Below are 12512 nucleotides of genomic sequence, written 5' to 3' on the forward strand. Positions count from 1 at the left end.
GTAGCGGCTGCTCGACAGCGACGCGCGCTGTTCGATAGGGGTGCGGCGCCATCGGGGGACGGCTCGCGAAGGCCGGTCTGGAGTGCTCGGCCTGAAATGCCTCGCCCCCGCTGCGTATTCAGGCAGCGGGGGCGAAAGTCATTCAGGGAGAAGTGATCTCCGCGAGATTCAACTCAAGATGTCGTGGCGGACGATGGTCTGGTCGCGGCCGGGGCCGACGCCGATGCAGGACATGCGGGCGCCGGAGAGTTCCTCCAGGCGCAGGACGTAGGCCTGGGCGTTCGGGGGTAGTTCCTCGAAGGTGCGGGCGCCGGAGATGTCTTCCCACCAGCCGGGCATTTCCTCGTAGATGGGCTTGGCGTGGTGGAAATCGGTTTGGGTGGTGGGCATTTGCTCGACGCGCTCGCCGTCGACCTCGTAGGCCACGCAGATCGGGATGGTGTCCAGGCTGGAGAGGACGTCCAGCTTGGTGAGGAAGTAGTCGGTGATGCCGTTGACGCGGGTGGCGTAGCGGGCGATCACGGCGTCGAACCAGCCGGTGCGGCGGGCGCGGCCGGTGGTCACGCCGACCTCGCCGCCGGTCTTGGCCAGGTACACGCCGGACTCGTCGAAGAGTTCGGTCGGGAAGGGGCCGGAGCCGACGCGGGTGGTGTACGCCTTCAGGATGCCGAGCACGGTCTCGATCTTGTTGGGGCCGATGCCCGAACCGACCGCCGCGCCGCCCGAGGTCGGGTTGGAGGAGGTGACGTACGGGTAGGTGCCGTGATCGACATCCAGCAGGGTGCCCTGCGAGCCTTCCAGCAGCACGATCTCGCCGGCCTCGATGGCCTGGTTCAGCAGCAGGCGGGTGTCGGCGATGCGGTGCTTGAAGCCTTCGGCCTTCTCCAGCACCTCGTCGACCACCTGCTGCGGGTCGAGCGCGCGGCGGTTGTAGATCTTCACCAGCACCTGGTTCTTGAATTCCAGTGCGGCCTCGACCTTCTGGGTGAGGATCTTCTCGTCCAGCACATCGGCGACGCGGACGCCGACGCGGGCAACCTTGTCCTGGTAGCAGGGCCCGATGCCGCGGCCGGTGGTGCCGATCTTCTTATTGCCGAGGAAGCGTTCGGTGACCTTATCGATGGCCACGTGGTACGGCATGATCAGGTGCGCGTCGGCCGACAGCAGCAGGCGGGAGGTGTCCACGCCGCGCTGTTCCAGGCCCGCGAGTTCGTCGAGCAACACGCCCGGATCGACGACGACGCCGTTGCCGATGACGTTGGTCACACCCGGGGTGAGGATGCCGGAGGGAATCAGGTGCAGCGCGAAGTTGTCGCCATTGGGCAGCACCACGGTGTGACCCGCGTTATTGCCGCCCTGGTACCGCACTACCCACTGGACACGGCCACCGAGCAGATCGGTCGCTTTGCCCTTGCCCTCGTCGCCCCACTGGGCGCCGATCAGCACGATTGCCGGCATTAGGAGTCTCCTACGGGTTCGACGCGCAGCACCGGTGATGCTGCAGCTACCCGCCGTCAGAAGGCGGTGGCCGGACGCACAGTCTAATAGATGCCCTTCGACCACCGGTTTAACGCCCGACCCACAGCCTTCACCGGGCGATCGCCGTCCGATACGGAACGGTGTCGCAAATTGGACACAGCAGGCGGCGCGCCCCTGGAACCGGGGCTATGGTGGCACGGGTAGCCGGACCGGCAGGGGGTCCGCGAGAACGCAGCGAGGCGATGGTGTTGTCAGGTCAGAGGAGGGTGTACGGCAGTTGAGTACCCATGTTCTCCGCTGCGACGGCGCACCGGTACCGATCGCTCTCGCTTCCCTCCCCCTCACCCAGACTTCGGCGATTCCGGACACCACGGTGCTGGACGAGCTGCTGCCCGTCATGGCCGCCGACAGTCTCCCCCGCCTGATCGTGCTCGGTGAGGACGCCGGCCTGGCCGCGGTGCTGACCCACCTGATGCGCACCGAGCGGCTCGGCGTCGAGATCGGTTACGTGCCCGTCGACCGCACCTACGGCTCCCGCGCCTACGAGACCGGCACCGGCAGCGCCGCCGCCAAACGCGCGCTCGACGGCAAGCCGCAGGAAACCCCGCTGATTCGCGATGACACCGGCAAGGTGCTCATCGGCCGCGCCACCCTCGTCGGCGAGGACGGCGGCAAGCTCGAAGGCGAGGCGTACGTGGACGACACGCGGCTCTTCACCGGAAAAGTCACCGCTCTGCTGGTCTCCCCCACACTGGAGCTGCCCGGCCTGCACGCGAGCGTGCACCGCGGATTGCGGAAGAAGCGCTGGGTGGAAGGCCGGGCCATGCAGCTCGGCACCCGCGGCGCCATCGTCACCCGCGACGGCATCACCACCGATAAGCCGGTGCGGCGCTCCACTTTCTACCGGCATCACGAACCGTGGTTGCTGGTCCGCTGATCCGCTCCCGGTGGCGCACCGGGGTTCTCATACAAGGAGTCCGATGAGCTCTCCCCGCGCGCTCGGCCGAACCCCGGGGGCCGTGCGGCCGAGCCCGATTTTCCTGCTGGTCATCGCGATTGCCGTGGCAGGCGGCGTGGTCGCGTGGATCTCCGATCTGCTGTCGCGCCAAGCGCAGTTCGGCGTTTTCGTCATGGTGGTGGCGGGCTGGATCGTCTCGCTCTGCCTGCACGAGTTCGCGCACGCGTATGTGGCGTGGCGGGCCGGGGACCGGGATGTGGAACTGCGCGGGTACCTCACGCTGAATCCGCTGAAATACAGTCATCCGCTGCTGTCGATCGGGCTGCCGATCCTGTTCATCGCCATCGGCGGGTTCGCGCTGCCCGGTGGTGCGGTGTACGTGAATTCGGGGGCCTTCAACGCCCGGACACAGCGGACCGTGAGCGGTGCGGGTCCGGCGGTCAATGCCGCGTGCGCGATCGTGCTGCTGATCATCGTGCGGCTCTGGGGCAGTTCGTCTTCCCATCCCGCGTTCTGGTTCGGGCTGAGTTACCTTGCGTTCCTGCAGATCATGGCGACCGTGCTGAATCTGATCCCGGTGCCGGGAACGGACGGGTACGGGATTCTGGAGCCGTCGCTGAGCTATGAGACGCGGCGGTCCATGGATCAGATCAAGCCGTACGGACTCTTGATCCTGATCGCGCTGCTGTTCGTGCCGCAGATCAATATCGCGTTCTTCGACGGCATTCGCGCGCTGTTCGGCCTGTCGGGCGTGCCGTCGATCTGGTCCAGCTGGGGCGGATCGCTGACGCGCTTCTGGACCTAATCGATCGGCGTCACATAGGGATTCGGCACGGTCGGCGGCAGCAGCGCGATGGAGGAGAGCCGGCGCATACCGCACACCTGCATGAGATCGACCAGGATCGAACGGGTCTGCGCGAACACCACGTGCGCGGAAATGCCCGCGCCCTCGACCATATCCTTGGTGGCGCCCTTGGCGACCGAACGCAGGACGCGGGTGGCCTCCGCGGCATCGGGTTGTTCGCCGGGATCGGCGAGCACCATTTCGCGGACCACGTCCACGGCTTTCCCGAGCTGCTCCACCTCGAGGGTCAGGCTCGGGTTGAGGACTTCGTCGTCACGCACGAGAGACAGTGCGCGGCGGAGCAATACGCGGGTATTGCGGACGGCATTGTCGATCGGATCCGCGGTGTCTTGAATGCGCTCCAGGCGGGCGCGCGAATTCCAGTACAGCGGTGAGATTCTGCTGATCTCCCGGCCGCCGGCGAGAGTGCTGCGCAGGGTGTCGAGGCGAGTCTGGGTGCCGCGCACCGCCTCCAGCGCCGCTTTGATCTTGTCGGCGTCGTGCTCCAGCAGTCCGTCCGCGGCATCGGTGAGCGCCTTGCCCATGACACCGAGGATGTCGGCCGCCTGCTGCCTGGCCCGGCGCACCGGATGCAGTGGAATCGCCGCCACCACCACGATGCCGACCATGCCGCCGACCAGGGCGTCCACAATGCGGAAATGCGATGCCCCGCTGTGCGGCGGAATCAGAGTGGCCACCAGCACCGCCGAGGACGCCGCCTGCATGGTGATGACCGGACCGCCGTCCAGGAACACCGCCGCGCACATGGCGAAGATCACCAGCAGTGAGATCTGCCAGACGCCGGTGCCGAAGTAGGAGACGAACAGGTCGCCGATGCCGATGCCGACGGACACACCGGCGATCAACTCGACCGCCCGGCGCAGGCGCGCACCGAACGACACACCGATCGAGATCATGGCGGCCATGGGCGCGAAAAACGGCTGTGGGTGACCGATTACCTTATGTGCGATGAACCAGGCCAGGCCCGCCCCGACGGCGCACTGCACGATCGGCAGCAAGGAGAGGCGAACCCTGGCGGCAGCGGTGCGCATGCGTGCCACGCCGCTGTCCTTGGCGGCGTCGAAGGTGGTGCCCAGGCCACTGGTCAAAGTGTCAGTCGAGCCCGAGTTCGCCCGCGGCGCGCGGGTCGCAATCCTCGAGCAGGTCCAGGCAGCGGGCGTATTCGTCGTTCTCGCCGATGGTGCGGGCCGCCTTGGCCAGCACCGCGACGGCCCGCAGGAAACCCTGGTTGGGCTCGTGGCTCCACGGCACCGGGCCGAAGCCCTTCCAGCCATTGCGGCGCAACAGGTCCAGGCCGCGGTGGTAGCCGGTGCGGGCGAAGGCGTAGGCCGCCAGCGTGTCGGCGTTCACCTCACCGGCGCCGGCGATGAGAGCGGCCTCGGCGAGGTACGCCCAGGCGATGGAGGCCGTCGGATGCGCGGCTGCGACCAGCACCGCATCCTGATTCTCCAGCAGCGCTTCCTCCGCTTCCGAGTTTTCCGGGAGGAGTACCGGTTGCGGTCCGAGCAGATCACCGAAGGACGTCATGCCGATCATTCTGCACCGACCATCGAAATGCTCAGTAGGCTGACCGTCGAATCACAGTTCCGCCGAAGCGAGGGGTAGCGCGTGTCCGACTCGAACGACGACCAGCAGCCACAGGACCCTGCCCGCCCGGCAGCCCCGGGCACGGGCGCCGAACAGGACACTCCGCAGGCGCCGGCCGGCAAACAGCCGCCCGCATCGTCGAACCCGGCACCGACCGCCGCCACCGAGGTCATCCGCACCCACGGCGTCGCCCCCTCCCCCCTCCCCCCGACCCCACCGGGCAAATCCAACTTCGCCACCATCAAGTACGAACCGGCCGAAGGCCCCACCACCCGCATCCCCACCACCCCCCGCGCGGGCACAACCCCGCCGAGCGGCCCGGGCGCGCAGGGCGCCAACCCCGCCGCGCCGGGTAGTCCGGCCCCGCAAGGCGGTTCGACCCCGGGCGGCAACGCCGGTTCGGCAAGCGGTCCCACCCAGCAGGGCACCCCCGACTCTCGGAGTGGCGCTGCCGCACAAGGTGGTTCGATCCCCCAGCGCGGCGCGGCCCCGCAGCGTGACAACCAGGCATCCGCGAGCGGCCCTGCCCAGCAGGGCGGCCCCGGCTCACAGGGTGATCCCGCGCGGCAAGGTAGCGGACCGTCGCAGAGCGGCTTTGCCGCACAAGCTGGTTCGATCCCCCAGCGCGGCGCGGCCCCGCAAAGCGGCAACTCCGGATCAGCGAGTGGCCCTACGCCGCAGGGCGGCTCGGGCTCGCAGGCTGATCCCGCGCGGCAAGGTGGCCCCGCCGGCTCTGCCGCACAAGGTGGTTCGGCTTCACAGGGCGGCTCGGCAGCCCAGCGCAGTAACCTCGCATCGGCGAATGGTCCGACGTCCCACGGCGGCCAGGCGTCGCAGGGCCGCCCCGGCTCGCAGAGTGACTTTGCCGCACAGCGGGGCTCGGCCCCGCAGGGTGGCAACCCGGCGTCGGCGAGTGGTCCCACGTCGCAGGGCGGCCCGAACTCACAGGCTGATTCCGCACGGCAAGGTGACCCCGCTTCGCGGAGTGACTCTGCCGCACAAGGTGGTTCGGCTTCGCAGGGCGGCCAGGCCTCGCAGGGCGGCGGGCAGCAGGGGGGTTCGCAAGTTTTTGGGGCGCAGCAGGTTGGGCGGTCGACTATGCCTGCGGGGCCCGGGAATCCGCCGCCGTCTGGGGATGTCACCACGCAATTCAAGGTTGTTCCACGGCAGGATGCGCCGGGTGGATCGGCGCGCGGTGCGGCTGGGCAGGCGAATAGTGCAGCCGGACAGGCGGATAGCGCTGGAAGGGCTGCGGGTGGCACGGCCGGGAAGTCGGCTGCTGCCGCTGCGGCGGGCGCGGTGGCTGGAGCAGGTTGGCGGGGTCCTTCGGATGCGTCCAGTGATGATCGAAAGCAAGATGCGGGCAGTCGGTCTGACACCGCGGCCACCGGTTCCGGGGGGAATGCCGATGGTGGGCAGGGTGGTTCGCGTGGCGATGTAGCCGGCGCAGGGACGCAGGGCGGACGGGATTCCAGCCAGGCGGGTGGCGCGGGCGAGGTGGCTCGACCGGCTGCGGCGGCGCAGGGCGGCGCGTCGGGTGCGGGCGCGACCGGAGATGGTGCGCCCGGGTCCGGTGATGCGGCGGCCGATGCGAAGGGCAAGGGGCCGGACGGGGCCGACGCGGATGACGCGGGCGGGAACGCCGAGGGCGGTGCGGGTTCGGGGGCGGCGGATTCGGAAACTGTTGCGCTGTCGAAGGTTCCGGACGGGTCCGGGGACGCCACCACGCTGCTGCCGATTGTTACGGGTGAGCAGGCTACCGAGAAGATTCGGGTTTCGGGGCCGCAGGGGCGGGCGGTGAGCAAGCCGCCGGCGTCGCCGCGCATGAATGCGGGGCCGCGCAATGTGGGGCCGCGCGGGAATGCGCCGGAGCAGGTGGGCGGGGTCGAGGAGACACGACCCTCGCCGCCGCCGCGGCCGAACGCGCCGCGCCAACCGGCCAGTGCGCCTTCGCCCGCCGATATGCAACCGACCATGCCCGCACATCCGGTTCGCGGGCCACGCGCCGTTCCGCCGGGCCCGCAGCGGGTCGGGGCGGGCGCGTCGCAGGGTCCGAACGGACCTCAAGGCCCCGGAGGGCCTCAGAGCCCCAGCGGGCTTCAGGGTCCGAACGGACCTCAAGGCCCCGGCGCATCAGGTCCGAACGGACCACAGGGTCCCGGCGCATCAGGTCCGAACGGACCACAGGGGCCCGGCGCACCGCAGAGTCCGAACGGACCCAAGGGCGCTGGTGCACTACAAGGTCCGAACGGACCTCAAGGCCTTGGCGGACCTCAGGGTCCGAACGGACCTCAGGGTCCGGGTGGGCCCCGCGGTCCCGGCGGCAACCAGGGTGCTCCGCAAGGACCCGGCGGCGGTCAGGGTGCCCCGGGCGCTGGCGGCGGTCAGGGTGCCCAGGGCGCTGGTGCCGGTCAGGGTGGCCCGCAGGGGCTCGGTGGCGGGCAGCAGGGCGCCGGTGGCGTTCAGGGGCCAGGACAGGACGCGACGCGGATCATTGCCACGCCGCAGCGGGTGCCTGCTGCCGGTGAGGCGGCTGAGCCTGCGGCGGCCGGTGGGTCCAAGAAGCGGCTGTGGATTATCGCGGCGGCGGTTGTCGCGGTGCTCGTGGTGATCGGCGTGGTGATCGCGGTGGTGAAGGGTTCGTCGGACAATTCGCCGGACTCGCAGGTCACGGCATCGATTTCGACGTATACGGCGGGGCTGGCGGCCGGCGATCTGGACAAGCTGCGCGGCATCACCTGCGGTACGCAGCACGACTTCTACCAGAATATTTCGGCGGATCAGTTCGCCGGCGTGTACCGAACATCGAAGGAGCAGAAGAGCATTCCGGTGGTGAAGAGCGTGGACGCCATCAAGATCACCGGAGATTCCGCGATCGCGCAGGCCACGGTGTACACCGAGGCGGATCCGGCGAAAATGTCCTCGCGCACCTTCGATCTGCAGCACACCGCCGACGGCTGGAAAGTCTGCGATCCAGCCAACACTCCCCACTGATCTGCTAACGCTCCAGACCGACCTGCAGATGTTCCCTGTGAGCAGGTGACGCATTCGCGCACCTGCCCGCGATGAACATCACAAACACCTGGTCAGCAGACCAACTCGCCGGTAATATAGCGCGGATTGTCTGGGCCAGCCACGACGGCATCTCGGCGCCCGGGCGGCTTCGGCCGCCGCGCTGCGCTGACACCGATCCGCCACCGGCCCACCAGGTTTCGAACTTTGCAGGGAGCTGAACACCATGCCGGAGACGGCCGAGGCGCTAGCCGCCACCACCGCCACCGATCTGGTCGGACGGCACTTCCGCGTCCGCGATCACTATGACGTGGGCCGCGAGAAGGTCCGTGAATTCGCGCGCGCCGTACGAAATGATCACCCCGCCCACCATCGGGAAGACGATGCGCTCGCGATCGGCTACGCCGGTCTGGTCGCCTCGCCGACCTTCGCCTCGGTGATCGGCGCCGCCACCACGCGCGCCCTGATCGGCACCGTGCTCACCGAGTACGACGTCTCGCAGTTTCTGCAGACCGATCAGACCTTCGAGTACCACCGCCCGATCCTGGCCGGTGACCTGCTGTCGGTGGATGTGGGCATCGAGCAGATCCGCTCCTACGGCGACAACGACTTCATCACCGTCAAGGTGACGCTGACCGACGCCGACGCCCTGCCGGTACTGGTGGCGACCACCACCATCGTGGCACGCCGCGGCGTGGAGATCGATCCGGCGAGCGCGGAGACGGTGATCGGCGTGGTCATGCACGGCCACGTCCCCGACGACTCCGGCACCACCGATCCGACCGGGCTCATCCTGCTCGCACCGGAGGAGGTCACCGATTTCCGTGATCCCGCACCGGCCCGCCCGGTGCATACGGCCCACACCGCCGCGACCCTCGCGGCCGGGACCGAGCTGCCGGCCGCCAAGATGCCCGTCACCCGTGGCGATCTGGTGAACTACGCCGGAGTTTCCGGCGACCCCAACCCGATTCACTTCAGCGATGCCGCCGCCCGCCTGGTCGGCCTGCCGACCGTGGTGGCGCACGGCATGCTCACCATGGGCCTGACCGCGAGCTATCTGGTGTCCTGGCTGGGCGATCCGGCCGCGCTCACCAAGTTCAGCGTGCGCTTCTCCGGCTTCGTCCCGGTTGAGCAGACCGCACCCACCTTCGTGGAATTCACCGGCAAGGTGAAGTCCGTGAATCCCGAAACCGGTTCCGCCACCGTCGTTCTCGGCGCCACCTCGGAAGGCAAGAAGCTCTTCGGCCGCGCCGTCGCCGACATCAGGCTGAGTTGAAGGACGAACAGAGACGCAAGAGCGGGCGGCCGCCGCAGCAGTGCGGCGGCCGTGGCTTTTTCCCAATCGCGACAACTGATTTCGCGAGTTCGGGGTAACTCACCGGGTACGTCCAAAATAGTTTCGGCACCCGACCGCAAGCACGCGTGCTCCACAGTCAACGGCTCTTTGCCGCGCGCCAAAGTTTCGGGGAGGCGGGCTAGTTCAGAGTGGCGTGCATCAGGTAGACGTTGTAGTCGCTCCAGGTGGACATGGTGAAGTACAGGTCTTTGCCGGTGGACCAGGGGTGGATGAAACCGCCGTAGAGCTCCGGGAATTGGAGGGCGCTCACGGTGGGCGTACTGGGCGACCAGACGCCCTGCGGTGAATCCGATTCCCGCACAACAAGAGACGCCTTGGCGGTGTCGAGGTAACTCATCTGCCAGATCTTGCGGTCGGCGTCGTAGCGGACCGACAGTTCACCGGCGGGTGCGTCGACAATCGGTGTGGCAGCGGCGTATCCGCCGACCGGCGTCCACTGCCCGTCCCGCCAGTACTGGTAGGCGGTGGTGTTGAGGACCTGATCCTTGGGCACCCGGGCCAGCCCGACCGACCCCAGCCGGGTATTGGGCGTGCCGAACATGTAGACGAAATCACCCTGCGGCACCATGGCCGCCACCTGGAAGTTGGAGACGCCGAAAATATTGTCCCACTTGGCGTGTGGGTCTTTTGTCCAGGTTTCGCCGTGATCGTCGGAGTAGGCGAGGCCGCCGTAGTTGGTGTACCAGGTGCCCGGAATGCTGTTCCAGGTGCGAATGGACATATAGCTCATGTACTGCCGATCACCGATGGCGAAGCCCGAGGTCGGGATGGTGGTGATCTCGATATTGTCCATTTTGCGGCTGCTCAGCAGTTCGCTGGCGTGGCAGCGGTCGTCGGTGACCATGCGGTCGAAGACCACACCCCCGGCGAGATCGCGATTGGTGCTGAAGGCCAGCAGATTACTGCGCCAGTCCTCGCCCATACCGCCCGGCGGGTGGAAGTCGCGGCCCACGGTGTCACCGAAGGCGACGGCGACCTCCCCGGGCGCGCTCTCCCACATGATGCCCAGATCGGTGCCCTGCACCTGCCAGCGCTTATCGGTGCGATTGACCGAATCGGCTCCGGTCAGTTTGGCGACCTCGCGCACGTCCGACACCTGCGGCGCGGGCCGGACCGGAGCCTGCGCCGCGGCCTCGATGCTCGGAAACACCGGATCGGGTCCGGGCGGCACCGCGGGCGGATTCGGGTCGGGGAAGGCGAAATTGAAGGGCTGCGGATGAATGATCAGCCGCGGAATCCCCAGCTGCTCACCGAGACCCGGCGGCGGCGCCGGCTGATCGGTGAGATCCGGGCACGGATTGACGCACGGATCGGAAGGCAGCTCCATCTTGACCCGCTTGGTGCTCTCCACCGCGGGCCCGGGATCCACCGTGACCACCGGATACGACACCGGCACCTCCACGGTTTTGGGCACCAGCGATTCATGCACCGGTTTCGGGTCGGCGTGGCACGCCCCGATACCTGGAATCGTTGCTACCGCACCGGGTTCCGCCGGAGCAGCCACGGCGATCGACGGGTTCGCGGACACCAGCACACCTGCCCCGAACACCACCGCTCCCACCGCGGCCAGCAGCCGCTCGGCCATGCACACAACCTCTCGCCAATTCGGGCCCACCGGACACATCCGGCCGCAGACCCTACCCGCCACCCCCGGCGAACGACCGGCACTCGCCCAAGATCGATCGAATCGATATCCAGCGGATGGCCACGCGGATAAATACGAACCGAAACCAACTGGGCAGCAGCGTAATACAGTGGGGTCGTGTACGTGGAGGACGTAACCCTGACCGGGCCGATCAGCGTGGAACTGGCCGAGGAACTCGCTCAGCTCACCAGCTGCCATACCTCGCACATCATCCTGACCTGCAAGGAACGCCGACTATTCGTCGGCATGCTGCCCCTGTGCCTCGACGATCTGGAGCTACGCGCGGGCGACACCATCACCGTCACCGTGAGCGGCGGCTACCGGCCGCCGGATATGGAAGACCGGCAGGCGCTGCGCGAGACGGTGGATCTACTGGGCAAGGCCGGCGCCGCCTGACCGCCCGTCAGCGCGTGGCTTGAAAGATGAAGACAGTAGCGCCGATCCGGATGGCGTCACCGTCGGCGAGCACCGCGGCACTCTCGATGGCCGCCTCGTTGATGTACACCCCGTTCGCCGAATGCAGATCCTTGATGAGCAATCCGGCCCGGCTGGGCGTGATGTGCGCGTGGTATCGACTGGCCTTAGGATCGTCCAGCACCAGATCGTTGTCGGTCATGCGGCCGATCTTCATACCGCCCACCGCAATGGGCAGCACCCGGCCCTCCGCGGTGAGCAACTGGCCCGCCCGCACTGCCCGCGGCATTTCGGTGACCGTCTCGGTCATGGCCTTGGCCAACCGCTCGACCTCGGCGATCTGCCCGGTCAGCAAGGGTTCCTGCCGCAGCACCTGCTGTTCCAGCGCGACCAGCGCCGGACCCGGGTCGATGCCGAGCTCATCGGAGAGCACACCGCGCACGCGGCGGCAGGCCTCCAGTGCGTCGGCCTGCCGGCCCGATAGGTACAGCGCCGTGATCAGCTGCGCCCACAGCGGTTCCCGCAGCGGATGCGCATTGGTCATGGACACCAGCTCGCCGACCACCGATGAGGCTCGCCCGCAGGCAATTTCGGCATCGACCCGGGCGGAGGCGACCAGCAGTCGCTCCTCATCCATTGCGGTGGCGAAACTTTCAGCGAAGGACAGCCCCGGCAGATCGTCCAGCGCGCGTCCGGTCCACTCGGCCAGCGCCGCCGCGTACAGCCGCGCCGCGCCCTCGTGATCGCCCGCATTGGCGGCCTCGGTACCGGACCGGCGAATGCTCTCGAAACGCCCGATATCGCAATTCTCATCGGGGATTTCGAGCCGGTACCCGGAGGATTCGGTGCGCAGCACGGCGGCCGGATCGATGCCCGCATTGCGGAGCGTCTTCCGGATATTCGAGACGAACACCTGCAGGCTGGCCTGATAGGAGTCCGGCGGTTCGTCGTTCCAGACGATGTCGGCCAGGGCCTGCGAAGACACCGCCCGCCGCCGGTTCACCGTCAATGCCGCCAGCAGTGCGCGCGGCTTCGGGCCGCCGACCAGGACCGGCCGGCCGCCGACCAGCACTTGCACAGGTCCGAGGACCCGCACATCGAGAGTCATTGCGCTGCACCTCGTATAACAAGCGAGCCGCCGCGGCGACCGATTCGGTCGGAGACCGAACGGCTACCGCGGCACGCTCTGCTCACC

Annotated in this window: 10 protein-coding genes; 5 read left to right on the forward strand and 5 right to left on the reverse strand. The window is 68.1% G+C overall.

Annotated elements, in window-relative coordinates; all coding sequences use genetic code 11:
• Positions 1–168: 168 nt before the first annotated feature.
• Positions 169–1458: an adenylosuccinate synthase gene (locus OG326_RS00490; RefSeq protein WP_327142657.1), complete on the reverse strand. Its 1290-nt coding sequence runs from the start codon at positions 1456–1458 to the stop codon at positions 169–171.
• A gap of 298 nt (positions 1459–1756) precedes the next feature.
• On the opposite strand from OG326_RS00490, the gene OG326_RS00495 reads away from it, so the two are divergent.
• Together OG326_RS00495 and OG326_RS00500 are read left to right on the forward strand one after the other, a co-directional pair.
• Entirely contained in the window at positions 1757–2416 is a 660-nt protein-coding gene (locus tag OG326_RS00495) for a hypothetical protein (RefSeq protein ID WP_327142658.1), read from the forward strand.
• A gap of 43 nt (positions 2417–2459) precedes the next feature.
• Entirely contained in the window at positions 2460–3242 is a 783-nt protein-coding gene (locus tag OG326_RS00500; RefSeq protein ID WP_327142659.1) for a site-2 protease family protein, read from the forward strand.
• On the opposite strand, the gene OG326_RS00505 is transcribed toward OG326_RS00500, so the two are convergent.
• A complete protein-coding gene (locus OG326_RS00505) occupies positions 3239–4333 on the reverse strand; it encodes an FUSC family protein (RefSeq protein ID WP_327146307.1) in 1095 nt (364 codons plus the stop codon). The genes OG326_RS00500 and OG326_RS00505 overlap by 4 nt on opposite strands.
• Before the next feature lie 61 nt (positions 4334–4394).
• On the reverse strand, positions 4395–4829 hold the full coding sequence (locus tag OG326_RS00510) for a DUF3151 domain-containing protein (RefSeq protein ID WP_327142660.1): 435 nt from the start codon (positions 4827–4829) through the stop codon (positions 4395–4397).
• A gap of 2571 nt (positions 4830–7400) precedes the next feature.
• Between OG326_RS00510 and OG326_RS00515 the strand changes: the two genes are divergently transcribed.
• Positions 7401–7883 carry an Rv0361 family membrane protein gene (locus OG326_RS00515; protein ID WP_327142661.1) on the forward strand — a complete coding sequence of 161 codons (483 nt, stop codon included), beginning with the start codon at positions 7401–7403 and terminating at the stop codon, positions 7881–7883.
• A gap of 244 nt (positions 7884–8127) precedes the next feature.
• The gene (locus OG326_RS00520; protein WP_327142662.1) at positions 8128–9177 is read left to right on the forward strand and encodes a fused (3R)-hydroxyacyl-ACP dehydratase subunits HadA/HadB; all 1050 of its coding nucleotides are present in this window, start codon (positions 8128–8130) and stop codon (positions 9175–9177) included.
• 199 nt (positions 9178–9376) lie between these two features.
• On the opposite strand, the gene OG326_RS00525 is transcribed toward OG326_RS00520, so the two are convergent.
• Positions 9377–10843 carry a DUF4185 domain-containing protein gene (locus OG326_RS00525; protein ID WP_327142663.1) on the reverse strand — a complete coding sequence of 489 codons (1467 nt, stop codon included), beginning with the start codon at positions 10841–10843 and terminating at the stop codon, positions 9377–9379.
• Positions 10844–11020: 177 nt separating this feature from the next.
• Between OG326_RS00525 and OG326_RS00530 the strand changes: the two genes are divergently transcribed.
• Complete coding sequence (locus OG326_RS00530; RefSeq protein ID WP_327142664.1) at positions 11021–11299, forward strand: hypothetical protein; 279 nt, start codon at positions 11021–11023, stop codon at positions 11297–11299.
• A 7-nt stretch (positions 11300–11306) separates the two neighbouring features.
• On the opposite strand, the gene OG326_RS00535 is transcribed toward OG326_RS00530, so the two are convergent.
• The gene (locus tag OG326_RS00535; protein WP_297623671.1) at positions 11307–12425 is read right to left on the reverse strand and encodes a BTAD domain-containing putative transcriptional regulator; all 1119 of its coding nucleotides are present in this window, start codon (positions 12423–12425) and stop codon (positions 11307–11309) included.
• Between the last annotated feature and the right edge of the window lie 87 nt (positions 12426–12512).

It is taken from the genome of Nocardia sp. NBC_01327, from assembly GCF_035958815.1.
Classification (GTDB): Bacteria; Actinomycetota; Actinomycetes; order Mycobacteriales; family Mycobacteriaceae; genus Nocardia.